The organism is Aureimonas sp. Leaf454 (assembly GCF_001424685.1).
Classification (GTDB): Bacteria; Pseudomonadota; Alphaproteobacteria; order Rhizobiales; family Rhizobiaceae; genus Plantimonas.
Map to the genome: position 1 here is coordinate 79,909 of NZ_LMQT01000024.1, position 24,924 is coordinate 104,832.

The following is a 24,924-nucleotide window of genomic DNA, read 5'->3' on the forward strand; positions in this document are numbered from 1 at the left end:
CAGGGGACAGTCGTCCCCTGGACCCCCTTCGTTGATCTGAAAAAGGGGCCACGAGGGCCCCTTTTTCAGATCAAACAAGAAGAAGGGTCCGGGACTTCTGTCCCGGGCGGGGGTTCGGGGCGGCAGCCCCGCTCCCGGCCGACCCTCACAGCACGAAGCGCGAGAGGTCGACATTGCCCGCGATGCCGTCGAGCGCCTTGTGAACGTAGGCGGCGTCGACCGTGTAGTGCTCGCCGGGTTTGTCCGGCGCCTCGAACGAGATGTCGTCGAGGACGCGCTCCATGACGGTCTGGAGGCGCCGGGCGCCGATGTTCTCGATCGAGCCGTTGAGCGAGACGGCGAGATCGGCGATGGCGTCGATCGCGTCGTCGGTGATTTCGAGATCGACATTCTCGGTCTTCATCAGGGCGATATACTGCTTGATCAGCGAGGCTTCGGTCTCGGTGAGGATGCGGCGGAAATCGTCCTTGGTGAGGGCCTTCAGCTCGACCCGGATGGGCAGGCGACCCTGGAGTTCGGGAAGGAGGTCCGAGGGCTTGGAGACGTGGAACGCGCCGGATGCGATGAAGAGAATGTGGTCGGTCTTCACCGGCCCGTGCTTGGTGGCGACGGTCGTGCCTTCGACGAGCGGGAGGAGATCGCGCTGGACGCCTTCGCGCGACACGCCGGCGCCGCCGTAGCCGTCCTTGTTGGCGACCTTGTCGATCTCGTCGAGGAAGACGATGCCGTTGTTCTCGACCGCCTGGACGGCTTCGCGCACGACGTCCTCGTTGTCGAGGAGCTTGTCGGACTCCTCGCCGATCAGGAGGCCGTAGCTCTCCTTGACGGTGGTGCGGCGCTGCTTGGTGCGCCCGCCCATCGCCTTGCCGAGCATTTCGGAGATGTTGAGGACGCCGATATTGGCGCCGGGCATGCCGGGAATGTCCATGCCGCCCATCGGGTTTCCGGTATCGGCGACCTCGATGTCGATCTCCTTGTCGTCGAGCTCGCCGGAGCGGAGCTTCTTACGAAACGAGTCGCGCGTGGCGGGGGAGGCGGTCTTGCCGACGAGGGCGTCAAGCACGCGGTCCTCGGCGCCCTGATGGGCTTTGGCCTTCACGTCCTCGCGCTTCTTCTCGCGCACGAGGCCGATCCCGATCTCGACGAGATCGCGGATGATCTGCTCGACGTCGCGGCCGACATAGCCGACCTCGGTGAACTTGGTGGCCTCGACCTTGATGAAGGGCGCGCCGGCCAGGCGCGCGAGGCGGCGCGAGATCTCGGTCTTGCCGACGCCGGTCGGTCCGATCATCAGGATGTTCTTGGGCGAGACCTCCTCGCGCAAGGCTCCCTCGAGCTGCTGGCGACGCCAGCGGTTGCGCAGCGCGACGGCGACCGCCCGCTTGGCGTCGCTCTGGCCGATGATGTGACGGTCGAGTTCGCTGACGATCTCGCGGGGAGAAAAATCTGTCATGGGGCTCTCTGTGATGCCCGCCGGACGGCGGGACCCGGAACTGAAGAGCCGGTACGGCGCCGGCTCATGCAAGCCTAGATGGGATGGCGACAGCCGTTGTGCCAGACGTCTGAGGCCGGTGGAACGGATCACGGCGGCGGGCCTGCCCGAGCCGCCGACGGATCCTCGATCCCGGTCCCGAACAGGCAGGCCACTCGTGCTGCCGTCTTCGTCGCACCGGTCGTACCGGAGGTGACGGTCGCGCTCCCTCTGCTCGCAAAGCGTGTGGGGCGAAAGCGAAGGCCGGAACGGACGATTGGCGCTTTTCGTCACGTCTTCGGGTGCGGAAACGAGAAAAGCGCGCCAAAACCGACGATCCATGCTGTAGGGTTTGATTCGATTCTCGATAGGCTCGCGGACAGATTCGAACGTCCGGCAACGTCCGTGGAGGGCGCGATCCGCTCCGCGCGCGACATCGGCACACAAAGGGAGACGATCGTCGATGGCGCCTGCTTTGACGATTCTGGGCCGTCTGCCGAGGCCCTGGGAGGAATCGGTTCTGGCCGCTGCCCTCCTCGAAATCGCCGAGGCCTACGGCTATAGCCGGTATGCCATCCTGCACATTCCCTCGGCGGACGACGTGCGTGCCGAGATGAAGATCATCATCAGCAACTGGGAGCCCGCCTTCCAGAAGGCCTATGACAAGCTCGGCCTGTTCCGCTTCACCCCGGTGATCCGCGCGCTGAAGGCGGGGCCGACGCCCTTTCCCTGGGACGCGGAGATGCTGCACGGCTACGACGAGCCGAACGAGCCCAACCCGCCCGCGCGGCTCCTCGCCTCGGCGGGCTTTCACGGGGGCGTCTACCTGCCCATCCACGGCATGACGACGTTCCATGGGGCCCTCGGCTTCGCGGGCGCGCGCACCGACATCTCGGAGGGCGAGATGAGCGAATTGCAGATCGCCGCCTTCGGCATTTTCGGCGTCCTCGCCGCCTGCCGCTTCGACGACAACAAGCGCTCAAACCCCCTGACGCCGCGCGAGCGCGATTGCCTGAAGCTCGCCATGCTCGGAAAGACCTCCTCCGAGATCGGCACGATCCTGTCCTTGTCCGAGCATACGGTCTCGCAGCATCTGACGACCGCGACCCGCAAGGTCGATGCGTCGAACCGCACGCATGCCGTCGCGATCGCCGCGCAGATGGGCTATCTCAGTTGACGGCTCGTCGGCTCGGGCTTCGCCCGATCGGGCGCAGACGCGCGTGAACGTGCTTCCCCGGGGCGTTCGGCATATCGCGGCGTGCCTCGATCGCGACGAGCAGATCGCCCTCGTCGAGGAGATCCGCGCCGTCGTCGAGGCGGCTCCGCTCTACCGCCCCGAGATGCCCGGCACGGGAAAGCCGTTCAGCGTGCGCATGACCAATTGCGGCCGGCTGGGCTGGGTCTCCGACCGGAGCGGCTATCGCTACCAGCCGCTTCATCCCGCGACCGGAACGCCCTGGCCTCCCATCCCGGAACGGCTGCTCGCCCTCTGGCGCAGCGTCGCCGCCTACCCACATCCCCCCGAAGCCTGCCTGGTCAACCATTACGACGCGCAAGCCCGCCTCGGCCTTCACCAGGACCGCGACGAGGACGACCTCGCCGCGCCCGTCGTCTCCGTCTCGCTCGGCGACGCCTGCCGGTTTCGCGTGGGCGAGACCACGCGCGGCGGGCGAACCACCTCGCTGAAGCTCGTCTCGGGCGATGTGCTGGTGCTCGGCGGCGAGGGGCGGCTCGCCTATCACGGCGTCGACCGGATCTATCCCGGCACCTCGGCGCTTCTGCGCAAGAGCGGGCGGATCAACCTGACGCTTCGCCGGGTGACGAAGCCGGAGCCGGACGCCTCATAGCTTGCGCAGCGCCACCTGCCGGATCCGGTGGTCCGCGCCCTTGGTGAGGACGAGATCGGCGCGCGGCCGCGTCGGCAGGATGTTCTCGTAGAGGTTCTTCTCGTTGATCCCCGTCCAGAGCCGCTCGGCGGTGGCGAGCGCATCCGCGTCGTCGATCTTGGAGTAGCGATGGAAGAAGGAGTCGGCATGCCGGAACGCCGTCTCGCGCAGGCGCATGAAGCGGTCGATGTACCAGCGCTTGATGTCGGCGACCTCCGCGTCGATGTAGATCGAATAGTCGAAGAAGTCGGACACGAAGGGAACGACCTTTCCGTCCTTGGGAAGATCGCGCACCTGAAGGACGTTGAGCCCTTCGAAGATCAGGATGTCCGGCTGGTCGACGTCGACCGTCCGGTTGGCGAGGACATCGTAGGAGAAGTGGGAATAGAGCGGCGCCTCGACATGGCGCACGCCCGCCTTGAGGTCCGACAGGAAGCGCAGGATGCGCCCGACGTCGTAGCTTTCCGGAAAGCCCTTGCGCGTCATCAGCCCTTCGGCCTCCAAGACGGCGTTCGGGTAGAGAAAGCCGTCGGTCGTCACGAGATCGACCTTGGGAGAGGAGGGCCAGCGGGCCATCAGCTCGGCGAGGATGCGGGCCGTCGTCGACTTGCCGACCGCCACCGAACCCGCAATGCCGATGATGAAGGGCGTCTTGGCCGAGTCCGGCCGGGCGAGGAAGGCCTGCCGCTGGCGAAAGAGAAGCTGCGAGGCCTCCACATGCGCCGAGAGGAGGCGCGAGATCGACAGGTAGATCCGCGCGACCTCGTCGAGATCCACGGGATCGCCGAGCCCGCGCAGGCGCCGCACCTCCTCGGCCGACAGGGTCAGCGGCTGGTCGGCCCGGAAGAGCGACCAGTCGTCCGCGGTGAAGAAACGATAGGGCGAGAAGGTGGAGGGCGTCATCTGATCCATCAGGACGCCGCGTCTCCGGCGACGCGACCGCCGTCCGGGGGTCGCCGCGCCTTTTCCTCGAGCCCGGTCTCGGCCGTGCGGCGCTCGAGTTCGGCCAAGACGTCGCCGAGCGGCACCTGGCGCAGGTGCAGCACCACCAGCAGATGATAGAGGAGATCCGCGCTTTCGGAGGCCAGCGCCGCATCGTCCTCCGATATCGCCGCGATCACGGTCTCGACGGCCTCTTCGCCGAGCTTCTTCGCCGTTTTGGCGACGCCCTTGGCGGCGAGCTTGGCCGTGTAGGAACCGCCGTCGCCCGATGTCGCGCGCCGCGCGACGATCGCCTCGAGATCGGTGAGGGTGAAGGTGCTCATGGCCGCAAGCCCGGAAGGATCACATCGGGCGGGTCCCGGCGCATCGCGATGCCGGCGGCAGCCATGTGGTCCTTGGCCTCGGCGATCGTGTGCGTGCCGAAATGGAAGATCGAGGCGGCGAGCACCGCCGCGGCATGGCCGTCGCGAATGCCGGCGACGAGGTGATCGAGCGTGCCGACCCCGCCCGATGCGATCACTGGTACGGCGACCGCATCCGCCACGGCCCGCGTGAGCTCGATGTCGAAGCCGGACTTCGTGCCGTCGCGATCCATCGAGGTCAGGAGGATCTCGCCGGCCCCGAGGGCGGTCACGCGCCGGGCGAACTCCACCGCGTCGAGGCCGGTGGCCGTGCGCCCGCCATGGGTGAAGATCTCCCACCGCAGCGCTTCCCCGGCACGGCTGACGCGCTTGGCGTCGATGGCGACGACGATGCACTGGTTGCCGAACTTGTCCGCGGCTTCCGCCACGAATTCGGGGCGCTTCACCGCGCTCGTGTTGATCGAGACCTTGTCGGCGCCGGCCAGGAGGAGCTTTCGGATATCGGCGATCTCGCGAACCCCGCCGCCGACCGTGACCGGCATGAAGCAGCGCTCGGCGGTCGCGGCGACGACATCGAAGATCGTCTCGCGCTGATCGGAGGAAGCGGTGATGTCGAGGAAGCAGAGCTCGTCCGCGCCCGCCGCATCGTAGGCGGCGGCGATCGCGACGGGATCGCCGGCATCGACGAGGCCCTCGAAATTGACGCCCTTGACGACCCGGCCGTCCTTGACGTCGAGACAGGGAATGATGCGCGCCTTGAGGGTCACTGTCCCGCCATCCGTCGCCAAGGGTCTATCGGTCCGGCCTTTCGACCCGCATTCGCTTGCTTATGCGACGCCGTGATAGAGATCGGCAAGGGCGATCCGCGCCTCCAAGGCACTCGGCGTAACGCCTGCGTCCATCCCGACGATGCGGTCGGGGCCTTGGAAGCGATCCTCTTCGCCATGCGGGATCCAGGTCCGCGCTTCGTCCGGGCTGAAAGACCGCAGGGTCACCCGGTGCTTCGATGTCCGCAGGTCCCTGTGCATCGGGACTGAAATCCATGGCGTTGGACGGCGGCGATAGACGTTCGGTGCGGAGAATTGACGTTGGCGACGCGAGATCTCGGCCGGTCGCGCCCGTCTTTCCACATCGAGATCGGGATGGCGGACACCCGATCGCGTCCCCATGCCATCGTCCGCAGGACGGAAGTCATCAGACGACGATCGGGAAACGCGCCGCTGGCGATGACGAGGTTCGTCTCAATGATCCGCCCGTCGACAGAGCCGCGCCGTCCCTCCCGCCCTTCGTTCCAGGCGAGACCGTCGTCGGCGGTGCGATGACGAGGCCGGGTATCCGGATGTCATGAGGAAACGATAGCAGCAATCCCTTCAGCCTTGAAGGATATCTCGGCGCGACGTTTCACGTGAAACAGCGGAGCGCCGCTTGTGGCGCTGAAGATCAAGCAATCTGCCCGGTTCGCGAGAAACGCTTCAGCCGGCGATCCGGGCAAAGGCGGCGTCGATCATCGCGTTGGCGATCGTCATCCGCTGGTTGGCGCGGTCTCGGAACGGGGCTTCCACCCGGTCTGGATGGTTGAGCCTCGCGAAGCGTCGACGCAGGATGGAGAGTTCCTCGGGGGTCGAGACGCTGTCGAGATCGAGTTCGTATGCGATGTCGTCGGGATCGAGGCTGAGATCGGAGGCCTGAAGGGCGCTGTCGAAGCTGGTGTCGAGCCGGTCGGGCTTGGCATCCGGTCGATAGGCTTGGCGAGCCGAGAGGTCGGAGACAGGGGCTGCCGCCGAGATGCGGTCGAGAACGCTCCAGAAAGCGGGGTTCTGCCCGCTGCGGCCATAGATCTCGCTGCTGCCGCCGGAGGAGCGGGGCTTGGCGATGTCGTCGAGGATATCGGCGAAGTTCATGACACCAACCTGGAGAACGGGGCGCCCGAAGCTTGCCCGAACCTGTTCTGCCCGAAGCCTCTCATACACCGGGTGAAGCCAATCTTAAACCGATCCGTCAAAGAAGCGGGCCGGGTCGGATTCACGGACGCGCAGACGGACGGATGGACGAGCCGAACCGTTTCAGAGCCGAATCGATCAGGGCATTGGCGACCATCATCCGCTGGTTCGCCCGATCCTGGAAGGCCGGGGGCCATCGGTCGGGGTGGTTGCGGGCAGCGAACTCCCGCCGCAGACGCTGAAGGGCCCGCACGGAGGCGAAGCGGGAGAGGCCGAGTTCGCGGGCGATCTCGGCGGGTCCGGTCGCGAGATCTCCTGCTCCGACACCGGGTCGGCCGATCGCGCGCGTCGGCCGTGCTCCTGCGGTCTCGCCGCGCGTGTCCACCGGACGTTCCCGTGCGACGGGATCGTCGCTGGATCCCGAACGGGTCGGCGGTTGTCTGAACAAGGACCACAGCCTGTCCGAGGCCAGGGATGCGGTCGGCCGCGACAGGCGATCGGGTGATCCGGCCATCCCGTCGCGATGTCGATCGCTGCCATTCCGCATCATCAGCTTCCCTGCTTTTCGGACGTTCCAGAAAGGCGCGTCGCAGCATCGGGTTCCATGACCCGCCTCGCTTCCGGGCCGTCCTCGGTTCCCGGTTGCCCTCTGTTCCGAGACGCCCTCTGTTCCAAGTCTCGGCGACCCACAGGGAACCCGGCCTCGCCGACCGCGTCTCCCCGATGGGCATAACGGTAAGGAGCACGTCAGGTGGAAAAGACGACGGCGGACGACGGCGATGTCTCGCCCATGGAAGCGCAGAATGCGGGACCTCTTCACAAGGGACCGGTCGAGAAGCCTCTGCGACAGGAGAAGCCGGGTGTTTCGAGCACCGAACGGGAAAGCCCGGACTCTCCGATCAAGCCCGGCGGGGAAGCATCGACGCGGGACGATCTCTGACATCACGGCAGGGTGTGGCGGCTCGGAACCACCGAGGTGGCTCGCCCTTTTGCCCTCAGGGCCGCGATGGGAGCGGCTTCAACCCATGGGAGGAACGACGACATGACACAGGATTCGACGCAGACCGGCAAGCCCGCAACGCCGAGCGAGGGTGACGCCGAGGCGGCAGCGAAGTCGGCGACCAACGAGGCGGAGCGCCACAAGACGGGCGAAATGCCCGCGAAAGCCGGCAAGGTGAAGCCGACGGCTTGAGGCGCTTCGCTCGCGCCCATGACCCGATCGACGGCAAAAGGCCCGCGGAGATCGCTCTCCGCGGGCCTTTTCTCGTTTCGACGCTCGAAGCCCTGTCGGGCCGGCGGCTTACTCCTCGTCGCGGCCCTTGAGGGCGGCGCCGAGAATGTCGCCGAGCGAGGCGCCCGAGTCGGACGAACCGTACTGTGCGACGGCCTCCTTCTCTTCGGCGATCTGCAGGGCCTTGATCGACACGCCGACGCGGCGGGCCTTCTTGTCGAACTGCGTGATCCGCGCATCGACCTTCTGGCCGACCGAGAAGCGCTCCGGACGCTGGTCCTCGCGATCGCGGGCGAGATCGGCACGACGGATGAAGGCGGTGAGATCGCTGTCGGCGATCGTGACCTCCAGGCCGCCGTCGGTGACCGCGGTGACCTCGCAGGTGACGATCGAGCCGCGACGCATTTCACCGGCCTCGCCGGCCGTGACGAACGGATCGCCGCCGACCTGCTTCATGCCGAGCGAGATGCGCTCCTTCTCGATGTCCACGTCGAGGACCTGGGCCTTGACCATGTCGCCCTTGTTGAACTCCTCGATGACCTGCTCGCCCGGACGGTTCCAGTCGAGATCGGAGAGATGGACCATGCCGTCCACGTCGCCGTCGAGGCCGATGAAGAGACCGAACTCGGTCTTGTTCTTGACCTCCCCCTCGACGATCGAGCCGACGGGGAAATGGTCGCGGAACGCCTCCCAGGGGTTCTGCAGGGTCTGCTTAAGACCGAGCGAGATGCGGCGCTTGACCGGATCCACCTCGAGCACGACGACCTCGACCTCCTGGGTGGTGGAGAGGATCTTGCCGGGATGGACGTTCTTCTTGGTCCAGCTCATCTCGGAGACGTGGATGAGGCCTTCGATGCCGGGCTCCAGCTCGACGAACGCACCGTAGTCGGTGATGTTCGTGACGCGGCCGGTGACCTTGACGCCCATCGGGTACTTCACGCCGATGCCGTCCCAAGGATCGGCCTCGAGCTGCTTCATGCCGAGCGAGATGCGGTGGGTTTCCTGGTTGATGCGGATGATCTGGACCTTGACGGTCTGGCCGATCTGCAGGATCTCGGTCGGGTGGTTGACGCGGCGCCAGGCCATGTCGGTGACGTGCAGCAGGCCGTCGATGCCGCCGAGGTCGACGAACGCACCGTAATCGGTGATGTTCTTGACGACGCCGTCGACGGTCTGGCCTTCCTCGAGGTTCTGCACGATTTCCGAGCGCTGCTCGGCGCGGGACTCTTCGAGAACCGTCCGGCGCGACACGACGATGTTGCCGCGGCGCTTGTCCATCTTGAGGATCTGGAAGGGCTGGGGCGTGTTCATCAGCGGGCCGACGTCGCGGATCGGACGGATGTCGACCTGGGAGCGCGGCAGGAAGGCCACGGCGCCGTCGAGGTCGACCGTGAAGCCGCCCTTGACCTGGTTGAAGATCTGGCCTTCGACCTTCTCGTTGTTGTTGAACTTGACCTCGAGATTGGCCCAGCTCTCCTCGCGGCGCGCCTTGTCGCGCGACAGGACGGCCTCGCCCAGCGCATTCTCGATGCGCTCGACATAGACCTCGACCGTGTCGCCGACCTGCAGCTCGGGCTGGCCCTTGCCGCTGAATTCCTTCAGCGCGACGCGTCCCTCGACCTTGAGGCCGGCGTCGATGACCGCCATGTCCTTCTCGATCGCGACGACGATGCCCTTGACCACCGCGCCTTCGGCGACGTCGTGGTCATGGTAGGATGCTTCCAAGAGCGCTGCGAAATCATCGCGCGACGGTTGGGTGTTCGACATTCTCTCTCCTCGGGAGACCTCTTCGGCGAGGCCGGCCGGGCAAGACCCCTGGACAGGGGAACGCCGCTCGGTCGGTCGGGAAGAGATCGGTGCGCCGTCTGGTTCGTGTTTCGGGTCGCTCGCAGGATGGGTCCGCTTGCCCCGCCGTTCTGCGGAGAAGCCCGAAGCCGCTGCATCTCGCAAGGCGGGTTCGGATGGCGCGATGGACCCGCCCTTGAACATGGTTCTGGTCGTCGTCGTCATGCGCTTTGCCTTTCCGGGATACCGGATCGTCAAAGGCCAAAAAGGCCGCCCTTCGAAAAGGACCGCCGTCTAGACGCCGCTCCGGCGGGCCAGAAACCGATCGATCAGTTCGCAGGCCGCCTGGAAGGCCGTTTCTATATCGAGTTCGCTTGTGTCGAGCAAGTGCGCATCCGCCGCGGCCCGCAGCGGCGCGGTGGCGCGTCCCGCATCGCGCTCGTCGCGCTCGCGAACCTCGGCGAGGATCCGCTCGTAGGTCGCCTCGCGGCCCTTGGCCACAAGCTCGTCGGTGCGCCGCCGGGCCCGGACCTCGGGACTGGCCGTGACGAAGATCTTCACGTCCGCGCCCGGACAGATCACCGTGCCGATGTCCCGGCCGTCCAGCACGGCGCCCTTCGCCGAGCGCGCGAAATCGCGCTGGAACGCCTCGAGGGCCGCGCGGACGGGCGGGTGGACGGCGACGCGCGACGCGAGCTCGCCGGCCTCGCGGCCCCGCAGGCTCCCGTCGTCGAGCGCGCGCGTGTCGAGGGTCCGAGCGATGGCGGCGGTCGCCTCGGCATCGTCGGGATCGACGCCGCTCGCCGCCGCGAGGCGTCCGATCGCGCGGTAGAGAAGGCCCGTGTCGAGATAGGGGAGGGCGTAATGCGCCGCGATGCGCAGCGCGAGCGTTCCCTTGCCGGCGGCGGCCGGTCCGTCGATCGCCACGACGAGGGGAGCGGGAGCGGGGGATGTCAGGTCTGGGTCGGCCACGCGGCGCGTCCTTTGGAAGGGGAATGGGTCAAGCTTCGCCGTCGGTCCCGTTCTCCGGCGCCTCGGCTGTCTCGCGCGAGGGCGGCGGGAGAAGACGTCCGGTCTGCGCCGCCGCGATGCCGAAGGCGCTGCCCATCACATAGGGCAGGCTGAGGAAGAAGAGCATCAGGGCGAGTCCCCCGATCGTGTCGAGCAGCCAGAGGGCGAGGAGCACCCCGCCGTTCCGCCCGAGCGCCGCGGGAAGCTCCGCCGCGATCGTCTCGCGGCTCGTCACGGCGACGACGAGCGCCAGCACGACGAGCGCGGCGCGCAGGATGCGTCCCGTCGCCAGGCGCAGGACCGGCCGTCCCGTCGCCGCGGCGGCGCGATGAAGGCCGTGCGCCACATGGCGGCCGTAGACGAAGGCGAGCGGCGCGAAGAAGAGGAGGGCGAGCGCCGCCGTCAGTCCCGTCACGCGCCGACGGGCTCCAGGATCGCGCCGAGCCCGCCCATCAGACCGACGAATTCGGGAAAGCTCGTCGCGATCATCGTCGCGTCGTCGACCGTGACGGGCTTTTCCGCGGCAAGGCCGAGGACGAGGAAGCTCATGGCGATGCGATGGTCGAGATGCGTCGCGACGGTGCCGCCGCCAAGCCCCGCGCCGTCTGGACGGCCGGTGACGCTCAGCCAGTCGTGGCCTTCCTCGTGCGAAACGCCGTTCGCGGCAAGGCCGGCGGCGACGGCCGCGAGCCGGTCGGATTCCTTGACGCGCAGTTCGTCGAGACCGCGCATCACGGTCGTGCCCTTGGCGAAGGCCGCCGCGACCGCGAGAACCGGATATTCGTCGATCATTGAGGGCGCGCGCTCCTCCGGCACCGCGACGCCGGAGAGTTCGGCATGCCGCACGCGAAGATCCGCGACCGCCTCGCCGCCGGACAGGCGCTCGTTCAGGATCTCGATCGAAGCGCCCATCTCGAGGAGGGTCTGGACGAGGCCGGTGCGGGTCGGGTTCATCAGGACGTTCTCGATCGTGACGTCCGATCCCGGCACGATCGTCGCCGCCACCACGGCGAAGGCGGCGGAGGACGGATCGCCCGGCACGACGAAGTCGGGAACGCCGACGAGGCGGCCCTGGCCTTCGAGGCGGATCGTGCGCACGCCGGCGCCGTCCGTCTCCACGCCGACCGAAGCGCCGAAGCCGTCCAGCATCTTTTCCGTGTGGTCGCGGGTCATCACGGGCTCGATCACGGTCGTGACGCCCGGCGCGTTGAGTCCTGCGAGGAGCACGGCCGACTTCACCTGCGCGGAGGCCATCGGCACGCGGTAGGTGATGGGCGCGGCGACGCGGGGGCCCCGCACCGAGAGCGGCAGCCGGTCGCCCGTGCGTCCCGCCACCTGCACGCCCATCTCGCGCAAGGGATCGAGGACGCGGCCCATCGGCCGGCGCGAGAGCGAGGCGTCGCCGACGAAGGTCGCGCCGAAATCGTAAGGCCCGACGAGACCCATGGTCAGGCGCACGCCCGTGCCGGCATTGCCGAAGTCGAGGACGTCTTCGGGCTCCAGGAGGCAACCGTTGCCGACGCCGTCGATGATCCAGGCCTCACCCTCGCGCTCGATCCGCGCGCCCATGGCCCGCATGGCCCGGCCGGTGGCGAGCACGTCCTCGCCTTCGAGAAGACCGGTGACGCGGGTGCGGCCCGCCGCGATCCCGCCGAACAGGAAGGCGCGGTGGGAGATGGACTTGTCGCCGGGCACCGCCGCGCGGCCCTGGAGCGCCTTGCCGCGCCGGGCCGTCATCGGCCGGGCCTTCACCTCTGCGCTCATGTCCGTCTCGTCCCTTCGCTCGATCTCGGCCGCCGGCAGGAACCGCCGGGCCGCTGCGGGTGGGTCTTCCCGAGGTGAAGACGTCGCCCCGCGTTTTCGCGCCCTGCGTTACCACGAGAAAAAGCGCGGCGTCACCCGCGATGCCGTCCGCGATTCGAAGGGCACGGGATGCCTTGCGTCTGCCGCTTTGACAAGCCACATGGCAGGCCGTAAGGGACCTTCCCCAGTCGGCAAGCCGCGGCGACGGCGGGGCGCAGCCAAGCCAGGGCTCGAATCACCCGGCGCGGCGCCTCTCTCGGTGCCGGCGCTTCTGCCGCTGTCCTTCGATCTCGAACGACCGAATCTTTTCAGAGAACATCCCCTCGAGCGCCCCTTCCTTCGAGCGCGAGACGGCACGGAACACGAGGATTTCATGGCGAAACCCGAACTCGGCACCAAGCGCGTCTGTCCGGAGACGGGACGCAAGTTCTACGATCTCGGCAAGGACCCGATCGTCTCCCCCTATACCGGCACGTCCTATCCGCTGTCCTTCTTCGAGGCGCCGGCCCGGGTCTCCAAGCGCGGCCCCGTCGCCGCCGTGGCGGAAGAAGAGGAAGAGGTCGAGACCGAGGTCGTGGAGCCGGTCGACGAGGCGGTCGAGACCGTGTCGCTGACCGATGTCGAGGAGGACGAGGACACGACGCCCAAGACCGAGAGCATCGACATCGACGACGACGAGGAGGTCGAGGTGGACGATGCCGACGACACGTTCCTCGAAGCCGACGAGGACGAAGACGACGATATGACCGACATCATCGGATCGCGCGACGACGACGACGATTGATCGCGCGCCGGCGGGAAGAGCGGGAGAAACGGGTCGTTTGCGAAAAGGCGCTTGACCCGCTTCGAAAGCTTCTCTAGGAACCCGCCTCACGGAAGACGACGGGTCGCCCAGACCCGCCGCCCTCGGATGGCTCCCCGGCAAGCGGGAGAGGCCGTCGGACGGATGGGGCCATAGCTCAGCTGGGAGAGCGCTACAATGGCATTGTAGAGGTCAGCGGTTCGATCCCGCTTGGCTCCACCAACTCCAAAAGATCATCTCTGCCGACCCGATCGATGGCGATCCGACCGCACCGCGTCGCTTTGTGCCCTCATGTCTTGCGGCCGCATGCGGGAAACTCCTGACGGATCGAACGATTCGAGCGTCGACATGCGGAGCCGGGACATGCGCTATCATCTGACCTTGGCGGCCCTTGCCGTCTCCACCGGCATCGCCAGCGCCGGCGATCTCTCCCTGTCGATCGACGGATTGCGCAATCGCCAGGGGAATGTCTCGATCTGCCTCTTTCTCCGCCAGGGCCGGTTTCCGGACTGCGCGGATCCGTCGTCCACCGTGCGTCGCACCGTTCCAGCAAAGGCTGCGGGAACGCCGATCCTGTTTCGGGACCTGCCGCCCGGCACCTATGCGGTGACCGTGTTGCACGACGAAGATGCCGACGGAGCGCTCGACTCGAACCTCCTCGGCATTCCCCGGGAAGGCATCGGCATCACCAACAACCGGCTGCCACGCTTCTCCGCGCCGACCTATGCGGACGCCGCCTTCGACCTGCCGGCGGGGCGACGCCAGTCGGTGACGCTGGTCTATTGGTGACGTCGCTGCATCGGTGACGCGGGATCGATTCCTTTCGGGGTGCGGCGATGCGCGCCCGTCAGGCTCGTGTCCAGGTCTGCGTCTTGCAGAGGACCTTCAAGGCGCAGCCCTTCAGCTTCAGGACATCGCCGTCGACGGCGGCACGGCCTGAATAGCTCCGGTCGTCGCGCGGGTCGGTGACGGTGCCCTCGTAGGTGCCTTCGCTGCCGTTCATGCGGCCGGCCGTCTTGCCCTTGTGGCGACCGCTGACGACGGTCGCGCAATAGGCCCCGCCGCAATTGGTGACCTCGACGATGCCGCCGCCCGGCGCCCGCCATTTGCCGAGGATCGGCTCCTCGGCCGACGCGCTGGAGGACGCGAAGGCCAGAAGAGCCGCGGACAGGAGAAACCGTCTCATCTCTGCAGATCCCATTCGTTTCGAATGAAGAAGGATGCGCGAGGTCGCCGGTTGGTTCCCAGTCCAGGTCACCCTACGTCCCGGTGCCGCGCGTCTCGACCGGGTTCGCGCGAGATCGCAGGTCCTGTCCGGGCATCGCTTCCGTCGTGGGGCGATCCGTCACGCCGTCCCCTTGGGAGGATCGTTCCGGAGCCGACTCGATCTCTCAGGACAGGTCGATCCCTTCGAGAATGACGCTGTCATTGGTGTAGATGCAGATCTCCGCCGCGATCTTCATCGCCCGGCGCGCGATGGCATCGGCATCGAGATCGGTGTCGGCGAGGGCCTTGGCGGCGGCGAGAGCGAAATTACCGCCGGAACCGATCGCCATGACGCCCTCCTCGGGTTCGAGCACGTCGCCGTTGCCGGTCAAGGTCAGCGTCACAGACTTGTCCGCCACGATCATCATGGCTTCGAGCCGCCGGAGATAGCGATCCGTGCGCCAGTCTTTCGCCAGTTCCACCGAGGCGCGCATCAGCTGGTCGGGATATTGTTCGAGCTTGGCCTCCAGGCGCTCCAGAAGCGTGAAGGCATCCGCGGTCGCACCCGCAAAGCCCGCGATCACGCGCCCCTCCTTGCCGAGGCGGCGAACCTTGCGGGCGTTGCCCTTCATGACCGTATTCCCGAGCGACACCTGTCCGTCGCCGGCAATGACCACGCGGCCGCCCTTGCGCACCGTGACGATGGTCGTGCCGTACATCGTCGCGGGGTCGTGTCTGTCCATCATGTGCCTGTCCTTCGCATCCGGCGGCCGGTCCCTGGGATCCGGCGATCCGCGCTCGCCGATCGGCGCTCATGTATGGGCGCATCGGCCGTCTTCCAAGCGTCCGGCTGCCGTCGAAAGACGAGCGGCCTTGACGCGCGGGTCAAAAAGCCCTTTGCGAGAGCACGGAGTGCGAAGCGGCGACGCGATGCGGATCAACAGTCCATGCGATGGAGACGACCGATGGGCGAGACGGCAGGACGGCGCGACGCCACCATCGAACGGTCCACGAACGAAACCTCGATCCGGGTCCGAATCGATCTCGACGGCAGAGGCTCGTCCAAGATCTCGACGGGGGTCGGCTTCTTCGACCACATGCTCGACCAGCTCGCCCGTCATTCGCTCATCGACATGACGATCGAAGCCAGGGGCGATCTCCACATCGACGATCACCACACGGTGGAGGATACGGGAATCGCCATCGGCCTCGCCATCAAGGCGGCCCTCGGCGATCGCCGCGGTATCCGTCGCTATGCCTCGCTCGACCTCGCCATGGACGAATGCCTTTCGCGGGCCGCGATCGATGTATCGGGACGGCCCTTTTTGATCTTTCGCACGCAGTTTCCGCGCGAGAAGATCGGGACCTTCGACACCGAACTCGTTCGCGAATTCTTCAACGCCCTCGCCATCAACGCCGGCATCACGCTCCACATCGAGACCCTCTACGGCGAGAACGCGCACCACATCGCCGAATCCTGCTTCAAGGCGGTGGCCCGGGTTCTGGGCGAGGCGATCTCGATCGATCCCCGGCAATCGGATCTCGTGCCTTCGACCAAAGGCACGATCGCATGATCCTCGACGGGAACCGGCGATGAGCCGCTATCGCGTTTTCGAGCCGAAGACGTCAGAGGGTCCGAGCGCGGAGGCCCGCTTCGTACGCGATGCCTTCACGAAGTGGGCCGTTCTCTTCCCGTTCGTCTGGCTGGTCCGGCATGGGCTCTGGCTGTCCGGCCTCATCGTCTTTCTGGCCTGGATCGGCCTTGGCCTCCTTGCCGAGATCAAGGGCCTCGCCTTGGCCGGCGCCGTGCTTCCGATCCTCCTGGGATGTCTGATCGCTCTCGAAGGCCCTTCGCTCCGCGCCCGGAAGCTGCAACGGGCCGGTTTCGAGGAGCGCGCCGTGGTGGAGGCCGACGACGAGGACGAGGCTGCGATCCTCTATGGTGCAAGCGCAGGCGCGGCGACTGTCACACGTGAAACACCGAGGCCCCCGCCTTTCGTCGGACGTCCCGCGAGCGCGGCTTCCAGCCTTCTCGATACGCCCCGGAGGGTGTCATGAGCGAAATCCTGGCCATCCTCGACTATGGCTCCGGCAATCTGCGATCCGCCACGAAGGCGTTCGAGAGAGCCGCGCGGGAAGCGGGCGTCGACACGCAGATCCGGCTGACGAACGATCCCGACCTCGTGCGACGCGCCGATCGCATCCTCCTGCCCGGCGTCGGGGCCTATGCCGATTGTCGGCGCGGTCTGGCCGACGTTGCGGGGCTGGAGGAGGCGCTTCGCGAAGCCGTGGAGTTGAAGGGGCGGCCGTTTCTCGGGATCTGCGTCGGCATGCAGCTGATGGCGACGCGCGGTCTGGAGAAGACGATCACGGACGGCTTCGGATGGATTGCGGGCGATGTGGTGCCGATCGTGCCGAGCGATCCCGACCTCAAGATCCCGCAGATCGGCTGGAACACGCTGACGGAGATCCGGCCGCATGCGATCCTCGAGGGTATCGCGACGGGCGAGGACGGGCTTCACGCCTATTTCGTCCATTCCTACCAGCTGCAGGCCGAGGATCCGGGCACCGTGATCGCAACGTCCGACTATGGCGGATCCGTCACCGCGATCGTGGCGCGCGACAACAAGGTCGGCACGCAGTTCCACCCGGAGAAGAGCCAGCGCCTCGGCCTCGCGCTCCTGACCAATTTCCTCTCCTGGAGACCTTGAGCCCGTGCCGATCCTCTTTCCCGCCATCGACCTGAAGGACGGCGCCTGCGTGCGCCTGAAGCTCGGGGACATGGAGCAGGCCACCGTCTACAACGCCGATCCCGCAAGCCAAGCGCGAGACTTCGCAGCGGACGGCTTCTCCCATCTCCACGTCGTCGATCTCAACGGCGCCTTCGAAGGACGTGCCGTGAACGCGGCAGCCGTGGAGGCGATCCTCGGGGCGGTGGGGCAGGACATGAAGGTCCAGCTCGGCGGCGGCATCCGCACGCTTCGGGATGTCGAGCGCTGGTTGGCGGCCGGTCTGTCGCGCGTCATCCTCGGCACGGTCGCCGTTCGCGATCCGGGTCTCGTGCGCGAGGCGGCGCGGCTGTTTCCGGGACAGGTGGCGGTCGGGATCGACGCGAAGGGCGGCAGGGTGGCCGTCGAAGGCTGGGCCGAGACGTCGGAGCTGATGGTCGTCGACCTCGCGCGACGCTTCGAGGATGCCGGCGTCGCCGCCGTGATCTACACCGATATCGACCGGGACGGCATTCTCGCCGGCATCAACTGGGACGCCACGATCGATCTGGCGACCGCGATCGACATTCCGGTGATCGCATCCGGCGGTCTCGCTTCGATCGCGGATGTCGTTCGGCTGAGCATGCCGGACGCCGCGATCCTCGAAGGCGCGATTTCCGGCCGCGCGATCTACGACGGCCGGATCGATGCAGGGGAAGCGCTGCGCATTCTCGCCTGAGCCAAGGTCCCTGCCGAGGGAAGGGGGCGCCGTCCACGGACGACGCCTTTCAGGCGGGCTGAGGCTCGACGCCGTCGTTCAGACGCCGTGCGAGAAGATGTCCTGCTCGTCCCAGCCGAGAAGGTCGAGCTTGGCGCGGGTCGGCAGATAGGCGAAGGAGGCACGGGCGAGATCCATCCGATCCTCGCGCTCCAGGCGCTTGAGGAGCACGCCCATCATGTCGTGGAGATAGAGGACGTCCGAGGCGGCATATTCGATCTGGGCCGGCGACAGCGTTTCGGCTGCCCAGTCGGACGATTGCTGCTGCTTGGAGAGATCGACGCCCACGAGCTCGCGGGCGAGATCCTTGAGACCGTGCCGGTCGGTATAGGTGCGCACGAGGCGCGAGGCGATCTTGGTGCAGAAGACCGGCTGCGTCATCACGCCAAAGGCATGATAGAGCGCGGCAATGTCGAAACGGGCGTAGTGGAAGATCTTCGTCTTCGCGGGATCGGCGAGCAGGGCCGCGAGGTTCGGTGCTTCGCGCTGATCCTTCGCGATCTGGACGATATCGGCCGTCCCGTCGCCGGGCGACAGTTGCACCACGCAGAGACGGTCGCGGCGCGTGTCGAGGCCAAGCGTTTCCGTGTCGATCGCGACCGAGCCGGTGTAGCGGGAAAGGTCCGGCAGATCGCCCTTGTGGACTCGGATCGTCATGGTGGAAGGCCCCTGCCTCTGCGGTCGGACCCTTGCCCGCCCATCGTGGAGCCGTGACAAACGGGAAAGCGCCTCGCGCGTCAAGCCATGGCGAGGGAGGAGCGCGGCAGAGGCCGAGGCGTTCGGCCGGTCAGGCCGCCTCGATATCGGTCGCCGCGAATTTCGGTCCCTTGTAGAGAAGGGGAACGCGATAGTAGCGCGCGCAGGCATAGGCGAGGCAGTCGCCGGTGTTGAGACCGGCGGGATGTCCCGCACCGCGCCCGAAGCGACCGAGCGCCTCGATGGCCATGGGAACGACCTGTACCGGCAAAGACACGACCTGGATTCCCATCAGTTCGAGGAACTTGCGCAGCGCCAACTCGCTTTCCTCCACGCGAAGTCCGAGCGTGCGCGCGACGCTCGCGCTCGCCTCGAAGACCGCGATGGGAGAGGTCATGCGCTTGGGATGGGATTGCAGGCGTGCCGCAAAGATCCGGGCGTCGCCTTCGTCGGTCAGCATCGCGATGAGAGCGGACGCATCCACGAACATCAGCGACGACCCACGCTCTTCTCCCGCAAGGCGCGGCAAAACTCGGCTGCGACGTCCGGCAAGGACGGCTTGGCGGTCTCCCGTTCGAGCTCGTTCTGAAGGGCGAGATGGACGGCCTCCGTGAGGCCGATCTTCTTCAAAGAGGCGAGTTTGCGCGCCAAAGCATCGGTTTCGGGATTCTTGATATGAAACGGCATGGAGAGATCGCGGTCTATCGAGCAAGCGTTACACGTATAGCCACACAGTCATAGACGGGAAAGGCCTTCGTGGAAAGGGTTTCTACACGTGGTGAAACACGCGTCTATCCCTGATTCACGAAGATGAAGAGGCTTCGTTTCGCTCTGGGATCGAAAAAGGCCGCCGTTTGCTAGCCTTTGGATTCTAGCCCTGACACCTCACGGTGCCTGTCTGCCAAACAACGAAAAACGTTAGCAAAATACCCGTCAGCCCGATCCGGTCTAGCCGATGGTCGCGGGATAGAAGCCGTGGCTCGACACGAGGATTCTAGAGTCTGTGAGTCCACGGGGATAGGCCTTCCCACGTCGATCCACAGGACTCGGCGGATGGGCTGTCGCACGCTGTCACATCACCTTCACACGAATGCGCCAAAGGCTTGCCGCGTTCGTTCCAGCGCGATCCCCGATGGACCGGATGACCTCCCGACCGCCCCGTCCCGACCGACCGAGGAACGAGCCATGGACCGTGCCGATACGTTTGCCGCTGATGTCGAGCGCATTCGCGACGAACTGGCCGATGCGCTCGATGAGGAGCTGGAGCTCGCCTTGGACGAAGAGCGTCTCGATCGCATGCAGGCCGGGTCGCTGGCGGCACGGCGCGCGAGCCTCGATCGCGGAGTCTATTTCAAGGAACTGGTGCGCCTGCAGCGCGAACTCGTCCGGCTGCAGGACTGGGTGCAGCATTCCGGGCTGAAGGTCGTGGTGCTGTTCGAGGGACGCGATTCCGCGGGGAAGGGCGGCGCGATCAAGCGCATCACGCAGCGGCTCAATCCACGGGTCTGCCGCGTCGTCGCGCTGCCCGCGCCGTCGACGCGCGAACGGACGCAATGGTATTTTCAGCGTTATGTCTCGCATCTGCCGGCGGCCGGCGAGGTGGTCCTCTTCGACCGGTCCTGGTACAACCGCGCCGGGGTCGAGCGCGTGATGGGGTTCTGCACCGAGGACGAGGTCGAGGAGTTCTTCCGCACGGTTCCCGATTTCGAGCGCATGCTCACGCGCTCGGGCATCATTCTCATCAAGTACTGGTTCTCGATCACCGACGAGGAGCAGGCGTTCCGCTTCCACATGCGCATCAACGATCCGTTGAAGCAGTGGAAGCTTTCGCCGATGGACGTGGAATCGCGCCGGCGCTGGGAGGATTACACCCGCGCCAAGGAGGCCATGCTGGAGCGCACGCACAGCGAGGACGCGCCTTGGTGGATCGTGGAGGCGGTGGACAAGAAGCGCGCGCGCCTCAACTGCATCGCCCATCTCCTGGCGCAGATCCCCTACCAGGACGTCGAGAAGCCGCCGGTGACCTTGCCCGCCCGCGTGCGCCATGCCGACTACACGCGTCATCCCGTACCACGCGAGCTCTACGTTCCCGACGTCTACGGAGCGCCATGACGCCCATCGCGACGCGTCCGGGGCCCCATCTCGTTTGGGCCTTCGCCTTTTCGGGCCTGGACGCCTGGGCGATCGACCGTCCGGTCGATCCGGACGCTGCCGTCGAACGAACGGCGTCGTCCCCCCAGCCTCTCCTCTGGCTGCATCTGAACCTTGCGGACCAATCGACCATTCGCTGGCTCGACGCCGACACGGACCTGCCGGCGGAGGTTCGCGAACTCCTCGTCGGCCCCGATACGCATGCCCGCGCCCTCGTCGCCCGGGACTGCGTCGCCTGCGTCGTCCACGATTTCGAAGTCGATTTCGCGGCCGGAGCGACCTCCCGGGTCGGCGCGCTGCGCTTCGCGCTCTGCCCGGGGCGCATTCTCACCGCCCGCCATCATCCGCTTCACGCCGCCGACGTCATCCGGCGGCGCATCGATGCCGGCGTGCGGCCGGACGGAGCGGCGGCGGCTTTGGATCTCATCGTCACCTCGATCGCGAGCGTCGCGGCGAAGACGGCGGCGGAGCTCGCCGCGGGCGTGGAGGCGGCCGAGGACGCGCTGCTCCAGGACGATTTCGAGCCCGACGCCAAGACGCTCGCCTCGACGCGCCGCCAGGCCAAGCAGCTGCACCGCCAGCTCGGCGGGCTCCGGGCCGTGCTCGCGCGCCTGGAGGAGGACGAGGATCTGCCCGATGACCTGCGGCCGGCCGTCGAGCGTTTGGCCCAGCGCATCGCCTCGCTGGAGGGCGACGTGCGCGGCATCGAGGGGGATGTCCGCCTCCTGCGCGACGAGCTCGATCTCCAGGCGGCGCGGCGGACCAATGCCAATCTCTACGTCCTCTCCATCCTCTCCGCGCTGCTCCTGCCGGCAACGCTCGTGACGGGCTTCTTCGGCATGAACACGAGCGCCTTGCCCTTCGAGAGCGGGTCCTTCGGCACGCTGGCCGCCGGAGCCGTCGCCGCGGGCTCGGCCTTCGCGGTCTATCTCTGGCTCCGGGCGAAGGGCTTTCTCGGCGGCGGTTGACGCGAGCGAAGCGCCATCGGGAGTTGGCGGGCGGGTCCTTCCGCGCTATGCCGCCCGCAACGCACCGATGAGATCTTCGAGAGACCTGTCATGACCGACGAGACCGAGACGACGACACCCGCCTTGCCCGACCGCCTCGCGGCCGATCCGGCGAGCCCCTTCCACGACGCCGAGCTTCTGCAGCGCGGCGTCGGCGTGCGCTTCAAGGGCGTGGAGAAGACCAATGTCGAGGAATATTGCGTGAGCGAGGGCTGGATCCGCGTTCCCGCCGGCAATGCCCGCGATCGCCGGGGCAATCCGATGACGTTGAAGCTGAAGGGTCCGGTCGAGGTCTGGCTGCGCGAGGACGCCGAGGGCGGCGAGCCCGGCGGAGCCTGAGGAAACGGTGCGGTTCCGGTCGAGCCGCGTGGGCCGCCGGAGCGCTGCGGCGAGGCTGGCGCGGGGCTGGCGACGCGCGCGCGCCGGGTTTGACAGGCCCGCCGCGACCGGACCATCAAGGGCGCTGGCGCGTCGGGATTTCGGATGATGATGGATTTGCGGCTTTGGCGGACGGGCATGGCGCCCCTTCTCGCGCTGGCTCTGGTCGCCTGTCAGTCGGCGGACCTGTCCGGACCGAACTCGCCGCTCGATCCCCGCATCGCGGCTGCCGAGGCCACCGCCGCACCGGAGATCCGGGCGCGCTCGGCCTATGTCGTGGACGCCGGTACGGGCAAGGTCCTTCTCGACGAGGAGGGCGACGCGCCCCGCTATCCCGCCTCGCTCACGAAGATGATGACGCTGCATCTTCTCTTCGACGCCGTCGCGGCCGGCCGGCTTTCGCTCGACAGCGACCTCAAGGTCTCCGCCTTCGCGGCGGCGCGCGCGCCCTCCAAGCTCGGCCTCAAGGCGGGCGAGACGATCAAGGTGCGGGACGCCGCGCAAGCGCTCGCGGTGAAATCGGCCAACGACGCGGCGACCGTCATCGCGGAGAACCTGGCCGGTTCCGAAGCGGCCTTCGCCGCTCAAATGACCGCCCGGGCGCGCGCCCTCGGCATGCGCCGCACCCGCTTCGTCAACGCCTCGGGACTGCCGCAGGAGGGACAGGTCACGACCGCCCACGACATGGCGATCCTCGCTCTGTCGCTGCGCGCCCGCCATCCCCGCTACGCCCCCTACTTCGCCGCCACCGAATTCACCTATGCCGGCAAGACCTACAAGGCGACGAACAAGCTGCTCGGCCGGGGTCTCGGCGTCGACGGCATGAAGACCGGCTTCATCCGCGATTCCGGCTTCCACCTCGTCGCCTCGGCCGGTCGCGACGGGCACCGCATCATCGTCGTCGTCATGGGCGGAGCGACGGGGCGCGACCGCGATGCGAGAGTGGCGGCGCTGGTCGAGCACTATCTCTGAGGGCGAGGAGCGTTTCGCCGGCAGGATGGAGCGCCTCGGCGGCACGACGTCCGGCATTTCCCTCGCGATTACCGGGTGATCGTCCCCGGCCTGCAACATCCGGCCGCTTCGGGTGCGTCGTCCAACCCCGTCGTTCCCCGTTTCGCGTCGCCCCTCCTGCCGGGATGAGCGCCCGCTCGGCGCGGGTTCAGGATCGGCCGGACGCGATCTCCGCTTCGCTCAGCGGCGCCATTCCATGGGTGGCGCGCGCGAGATCGCATTCGGGGTCGCCGGGCTGGCACTCGCGGCAGACCTCCGGGCGAAGCGCGTAGATCGTGCAGGCGGCGGCCTCCCCGATCGTGCCGGACAGCGCCAGGCAGCGATCGCCCTCGCAGCGCATGCCGGACAGATCGGCCTTCACCAAGGCCTCGGGAATACGGTCGAGCTGCTCGTCCGGCTCCAGCGAGAAACGCGGCCAGTCCGCCGAGGTCGCGCAACAGGCGCCGCAAGTCCGGCAGTCGAAACCCGCTTGGTCCAAAACGCCTGTCTCCGATCGTCGAGGTCCTGCCCGCCAGAGGCCGCAGGCCCGCGCCCGGGACGAGACTACAACATCGCAGGGCCCCGTGCGGCGGAAAAGCCCTCTCCTGCGGGAAGATCTCCTCGACCTCGCCACGCGCAACCTTGCCCCCCGCCGCTCGATCGGCTAAGAAGCGGCAGAACGGGACATCGTTGACCCGCCGCCGGTCCGCCCGGCTTTCGCATCCGTAGCTCAGCTGGATAGAGCGCTGCCCTCCGAAGGCAGAGGTCAGGGGTTCGAATCCCTTCGGATGCACCAGTTTCCTTTGGTTGATTCCCATCGTCTCTAGGCCGGAATGCCGTCGCGTGAGGTTCGTCGCACGCGGCCAGCGGCACGGCATGAGGGGGAAGCGCGTCGACCCGGGTTGCGGGACGGGGCGGCCTCGTCCAGACAGCACCGACAGCAATGGCGGGTGAGCAGATGGCCGAGATCACGGACGTCCAAACGATCTACGAGGGATGGGCGAACTTCCACGTGGCGACGGTGCGCCGAGAGGATGGAGCGATCCTGTCTCACGTCGTGGAGGATCACGGAAACGCGGTCGCCGTCCTGCCCTACGATCCCGTGCGGGGCATCGCGATCCTCGTTCGGCAGATGCGCACGCCGGTTCTCTTCGCCAAGGCCGATCCGCGAACCCTCGAGCTTCCCGCGGGACGGGCGGATCACGGCTCCTCGGAAGCGTCCGTGCGGGCCGAGGCGCTGGAGGAGGCGGGCCTGCGCCTTTCCAACCTCCGGCTCGTGGTTTCCGCCTGGACCATGCCGGGCGTCTCGACGGAATGCGCCGATCTCTACCTCGCCGAATTCTCCGACGAGGACCGCGTCTCCAGCGGCGGCGGGCTGGCGCATGAGGACGAGGACATCGAGGTCGTCGAGGTCCCGCTCCGGGATCTCGCCGCCATGGCGGATGCGGGAGAGCTCCGGGAGCTCAAGGCTTTCGCGCTTCTCGCGGCGCTCCGGCTTCGGCGCGGCGACCTCTTCGCCTGACAGGGGCGGTTCGGGAGATCGAGCGCTTCAGCCGCTGACGGCTCGGCGAGGGGTCTTCGATCAGGCCGCTCGAAGCCGGGCGGGACGGGCCTCCAGACCCTCTTCGATCCGGCGGGCGAGGTGAAGCGCCTCCTCCTGCGAAAGGCAGCGGACGGGCGCGCGTTTGCGGCCGTCGATCTCGGCTTCGACGAACCAGCGACCATAAGGGTCCTGCGTCACGGACACGCTGCCACTCATCGACCATTCCTCTCCACG

The 24,924-nt window shown here is 67.3% G+C and carries 32 protein-coding genes and 2 tRNA genes; 17 read left to right on the forward strand and 17 right to left on the reverse strand.

Annotated features, from left to right (window positions below):
• Positions 1 to 145: 145 nt before the first annotated feature.
• On the reverse strand, positions 146 to 1,453 hold the full coding sequence (hslU, locus tag ASG43_RS19660) for an ATP-dependent protease ATPase subunit HslU (protein ID WP_056508546.1): 1,308 nt from the start codon (positions 1,451 to 1,453) through the stop codon (positions 146 to 148).
• Between the two features lie 481 nt (positions 1,454 to 1,934).
• On the opposite strand from hslU, the gene ASG43_RS19665 reads away from it, so the two are divergent.
• Both ASG43_RS19665 and ASG43_RS19670 read left to right on the forward strand, forming a co-directional pair.
• The gene (locus ASG43_RS19665) at positions 1,935 to 2,648 is read left to right on the forward strand and encodes a LuxR family transcriptional regulator (protein WP_056508548.1); all 714 of its coding nucleotides are present in this window, start codon (positions 1,935 to 1,937) and stop codon (positions 2,646 to 2,648) included.
• Between the two features lie 43 nt (positions 2,649 to 2,691).
• A complete protein-coding gene (locus ASG43_RS19670; RefSeq protein ID WP_056508550.1) occupies positions 2,692 to 3,318 on the forward strand; it encodes an alpha-ketoglutarate-dependent dioxygenase AlkB in 627 nt (208 codons plus the stop codon).
• Here the strand turns inward: ASG43_RS19670 and coaA are convergent.
• The 5 genes from coaA to ASG43_RS19700 form a co-directional block, all read right to left on the reverse strand.
• Positions 3,313 to 4,269, reverse strand: coding sequence for a type I pantothenate kinase (coaA, locus tag ASG43_RS19675; RefSeq protein WP_056508551.1), 957 nt, complete (start codon positions 4,267 to 4,269; stop codon positions 3,313 to 3,315). The genes ASG43_RS19670 and coaA overlap by 6 nt on opposite strands.
• Entirely contained in the window at positions 4,269 to 4,622 is a 354-nt protein-coding gene (locus ASG43_RS19680) for a phosphoribosyl-ATP diphosphatase (protein WP_056508553.1), read from the reverse strand. The genes coaA and ASG43_RS19680 overlap by 1 nt, the downstream gene beginning before the upstream one ends.
• The gene (hisF, locus tag ASG43_RS19685; RefSeq protein ID WP_056508555.1) at positions 4,619 to 5,428 is read right to left on the reverse strand and encodes an imidazole glycerol phosphate synthase subunit HisF; all 810 of its coding nucleotides are present in this window, start codon (positions 5,426 to 5,428) and stop codon (positions 4,619 to 4,621) included. The genes ASG43_RS19680 and hisF overlap by 4 nt, the downstream gene beginning before the upstream one ends.
• Before the next feature lie 705 nt (positions 5,429 to 6,133).
• The gene (locus ASG43_RS19695; protein ID WP_056508560.1) at positions 6,134 to 6,562 is read right to left on the reverse strand and encodes a hypothetical protein; all 429 of its coding nucleotides are present in this window, start codon (positions 6,560 to 6,562) and stop codon (positions 6,134 to 6,136) included.
• Between the two features lie 121 nt (positions 6,563 to 6,683).
• A complete protein-coding gene (locus ASG43_RS19700; protein ID WP_156386801.1) occupies positions 6,684 to 7,049 on the reverse strand; it encodes a hypothetical protein in 366 nt (121 codons plus the stop codon).
• Positions 7,050 to 7,352: 303 nt separating this feature from the next.
• Between ASG43_RS19700 and ASG43_RS19705 the strand changes: the two genes are divergently transcribed.
• Together ASG43_RS19705 and ASG43_RS22985 are read left to right on the forward strand one after the other, a co-directional pair.
• Entirely contained in the window at positions 7,353 to 7,541 is a 189-nt protein-coding gene (locus tag ASG43_RS19705) for a hypothetical protein (RefSeq protein WP_056508564.1), read from the forward strand.
• Between the two features lie 102 nt (positions 7,542 to 7,643).
• Positions 7,644 to 7,793, forward strand: coding sequence for a hypothetical protein (locus tag ASG43_RS22985; protein WP_156386802.1), 150 nt, complete (start codon positions 7,644 to 7,646; stop codon positions 7,791 to 7,793).
• A gap of 108 nt (positions 7,794 to 7,901) precedes the next feature.
• On the opposite strand, the gene rpsA is transcribed toward ASG43_RS22985, so the two are convergent.
• The 4 genes from rpsA to aroA form a co-directional block, all read right to left on the reverse strand.
• A complete protein-coding gene (rpsA, locus tag ASG43_RS19710; RefSeq protein WP_056508566.1) occupies positions 7,902 to 9,599 on the reverse strand; it encodes a 30S ribosomal protein S1 in 1,698 nt (565 codons plus the stop codon).
• Positions 9,600 to 9,911: 312 nt separating this feature from the next.
• Positions 9,912 to 10,589 carry a (d)CMP kinase gene (gene cmk / locus ASG43_RS19715; RefSeq protein ID WP_244488169.1) on the reverse strand — a complete coding sequence of 226 codons (678 nt, stop codon included), beginning with the start codon at positions 10,587 to 10,589 and terminating at the stop codon, positions 9,912 to 9,914.
• Positions 10,590 to 10,617: 28 nt separating this feature from the next.
• Complete coding sequence (locus ASG43_RS19720; protein ID WP_056508568.1) at positions 10,618 to 11,043, reverse strand: hypothetical protein; 426 nt, start codon at positions 11,041 to 11,043, stop codon at positions 10,618 to 10,620.
• Positions 11,040 to 12,392, reverse strand: coding sequence for a 3-phosphoshikimate 1-carboxyvinyltransferase (aroA, locus tag ASG43_RS19725; protein WP_056508570.1), 1,353 nt, complete (start codon positions 12,390 to 12,392; stop codon positions 11,040 to 11,042). The genes ASG43_RS19720 and aroA overlap by 4 nt, the downstream gene beginning before the upstream one ends.
• 412 nt (positions 12,393 to 12,804) lie before the next feature.
• Here aroA and ASG43_RS19730 point away from each other — a divergent pair, with 412 nt between their 5' ends.
• From ASG43_RS19730 to ASG43_RS19740, 3 genes are all read left to right on the forward strand, one after another.
• Entirely contained in the window at positions 12,805 to 13,215 is a 411-nt protein-coding gene (locus ASG43_RS19730; RefSeq protein ID WP_056509163.1) for a TIGR02300 family protein, read from the forward strand.
• Between the two features lie 164 nt (positions 13,216 to 13,379).
• Positions 13,380 to 13,455, forward strand: a tRNA-Ala gene (locus tag ASG43_RS19735).
• A 141-nt stretch (positions 13,456 to 13,596) separates the two neighbouring features.
• Positions 13,597 to 14,022, forward strand: coding sequence for a DUF2141 domain-containing protein (locus ASG43_RS19740; RefSeq protein ID WP_162244751.1), 426 nt, complete (start codon positions 13,597 to 13,599; stop codon positions 14,020 to 14,022).
• Positions 14,023 to 14,080: 58 nt separating this feature from the next.
• On the opposite strand, the gene ASG43_RS19745 is transcribed toward ASG43_RS19740, so the two are convergent.
• Entirely contained in the window at positions 14,081 to 14,419 is a 339-nt protein-coding gene (locus ASG43_RS19745; RefSeq protein ID WP_056508573.1) for a DUF2147 domain-containing protein, read from the reverse strand.
• Positions 14,420 to 14,624: 205 nt separating this feature from the next.
• Positions 14,625 to 15,182, reverse strand: a complete 558-nt coding sequence (gene hslV / locus ASG43_RS19750; protein ID WP_056509166.1) for an ATP-dependent protease subunit HslV — start codon at positions 15,180 to 15,182, stop codon at positions 14,625 to 14,627.
• Between the two features lie 222 nt (positions 15,183 to 15,404).
• On the opposite strand from hslV, the gene hisB reads away from it, so the two are divergent.
• From hisB to hisA, 4 genes are read left to right on the forward strand one after another with little or no spacing between them, the layout of a single operon-like run.
• Complete coding sequence (gene hisB / locus ASG43_RS19755) at positions 15,405 to 16,013, forward strand: imidazoleglycerol-phosphate dehydratase HisB (protein WP_056508575.1); 609 nt, start codon at positions 15,405 to 15,407, stop codon at positions 16,011 to 16,013.
• Positions 16,014 to 16,032: 19 nt separating this feature from the next.
• Complete coding sequence (locus ASG43_RS19760; RefSeq protein ID WP_056508577.1) at positions 16,033 to 16,497, forward strand: DUF2628 domain-containing protein; 465 nt, start codon at positions 16,033 to 16,035, stop codon at positions 16,495 to 16,497.
• Positions 16,494 to 17,150 (forward strand): imidazole glycerol phosphate synthase subunit HisH, encoded by a 657-nt coding sequence (gene hisH / locus ASG43_RS19765; protein WP_056508578.1) that lies wholly within the window; start codon positions 16,494 to 16,496, stop codon positions 17,148 to 17,150. The genes ASG43_RS19760 and hisH overlap by 4 nt, the downstream gene beginning before the upstream one ends.
• 4 nt (positions 17,151 to 17,154) lie before the next feature.
• A complete protein-coding gene (gene hisA, locus ASG43_RS19770; RefSeq protein WP_056508580.1) occupies positions 17,155 to 17,886 on the forward strand; it encodes a 1-(5-phosphoribosyl)-5-[(5-phosphoribosylamino)methylideneamino]imidazole-4-carboxamide isomerase in 732 nt (243 codons plus the stop codon).
• A 78-nt stretch (positions 17,887 to 17,964) separates the two neighbouring features.
• On the opposite strand, the gene ASG43_RS19775 is transcribed toward hisA, so the two are convergent.
• The 3 genes from ASG43_RS19775 to ASG43_RS19785 all read right to left on the reverse strand — a co-directional run bounded on the left by ASG43_RS19775 (position 17,965) and on the right by ASG43_RS19785 (position 19,308).
• Complete coding sequence (locus tag ASG43_RS19775) at positions 17,965 to 18,582, reverse strand: ribonuclease H-like domain-containing protein (protein WP_056508582.1); 618 nt, start codon at positions 18,580 to 18,582, stop codon at positions 17,965 to 17,967.
• A gap of 130 nt (positions 18,583 to 18,712) precedes the next feature.
• Entirely contained in the window at positions 18,713 to 19,111 is a 399-nt protein-coding gene (locus tag ASG43_RS19780; RefSeq protein ID WP_056508584.1) for a type II toxin-antitoxin system VapC family toxin, read from the reverse strand.
• Positions 19,111 to 19,308: a type II toxin-antitoxin system VapB family antitoxin gene (locus tag ASG43_RS19785; protein ID WP_056508586.1), complete on the reverse strand. Its 198-nt coding sequence runs from the start codon at positions 19,306 to 19,308 to the stop codon at positions 19,111 to 19,113. The genes ASG43_RS19780 and ASG43_RS19785 overlap by 1 nt, the downstream gene beginning before the upstream one ends.
• A gap of 498 nt (positions 19,309 to 19,806) precedes the next feature.
• Between ASG43_RS19785 and ppk2 the strand changes: the two genes are divergently transcribed.
• The 4 genes from ppk2 (at position 19,807) to ASG43_RS19805 (ending at position 23,129) form a co-directional block, all read left to right on the forward strand.
• Positions 19,807 to 20,733: a polyphosphate kinase 2 gene (gene ppk2 / locus ASG43_RS19790; RefSeq protein ID WP_056508589.1), complete on the forward strand. Its 927-nt coding sequence runs from the start codon at positions 19,807 to 19,809 to the stop codon at positions 20,731 to 20,733.
• On the forward strand, positions 20,730 to 21,740 hold the full coding sequence (locus tag ASG43_RS19795; protein WP_056508591.1) for a CorA family divalent cation transporter: 1,011 nt from the start codon (positions 20,730 to 20,732) through the stop codon (positions 21,738 to 21,740). The genes ppk2 and ASG43_RS19795 overlap by 4 nt, the downstream gene beginning before the upstream one ends.
• Before the next feature lie 90 nt (positions 21,741 to 21,830).
• The gene (locus tag ASG43_RS19800; RefSeq protein WP_056508592.1) at positions 21,831 to 22,118 is read left to right on the forward strand and encodes a DUF3297 family protein; all 288 of its coding nucleotides are present in this window, start codon (positions 21,831 to 21,833) and stop codon (positions 22,116 to 22,118) included.
• 177 nt (positions 22,119 to 22,295) lie between these two features.
• The gene (locus ASG43_RS19805) at positions 22,296 to 23,129 is read left to right on the forward strand and encodes a D-alanyl-D-alanine carboxypeptidase family protein (protein WP_244488170.1); all 834 of its coding nucleotides are present in this window, start codon (positions 22,296 to 22,298) and stop codon (positions 23,127 to 23,129) included.
• Positions 23,130 to 23,316: 187 nt separating this feature from the next.
• Here ASG43_RS19805 and ASG43_RS19810 read toward each other — a convergent pair whose 3' ends face one another.
• Positions 23,317 to 23,646: a YkgJ family cysteine cluster protein gene (locus ASG43_RS19810; protein ID WP_056508597.1), complete on the reverse strand. Its 330-nt coding sequence runs from the start codon at positions 23,644 to 23,646 to the stop codon at positions 23,317 to 23,319.
• 220 nt (positions 23,647 to 23,866) lie between these two features.
• Here ASG43_RS19810 and ASG43_RS19815 point away from each other — a divergent pair.
• Both ASG43_RS19815 and ASG43_RS19820 read left to right on the forward strand, forming a co-directional pair.
• A tRNA-Arg gene (locus tag ASG43_RS19815) sits at positions 23,867 to 23,943 on the forward strand.
• Positions 23,944 to 24,105: 162 nt separating this feature from the next.
• Positions 24,106 to 24,669 (forward strand): NUDIX hydrolase, encoded by a 564-nt coding sequence (locus ASG43_RS19820; RefSeq protein ID WP_056508599.1) that lies wholly within the window; start codon positions 24,106 to 24,108, stop codon positions 24,667 to 24,669.
• A gap of 60 nt (positions 24,670 to 24,729) precedes the next feature.
• Here ASG43_RS19820 and ASG43_RS22990 read toward each other — a convergent pair whose 3' ends face one another.
• Positions 24,730 to 24,906: a hypothetical protein gene (locus ASG43_RS22990; RefSeq protein WP_156386804.1), complete on the reverse strand. Its 177-nt coding sequence runs from the start codon at positions 24,904 to 24,906 to the stop codon at positions 24,730 to 24,732.
• Positions 24,907 to 24,924 lie beyond the last annotated feature (18 nt).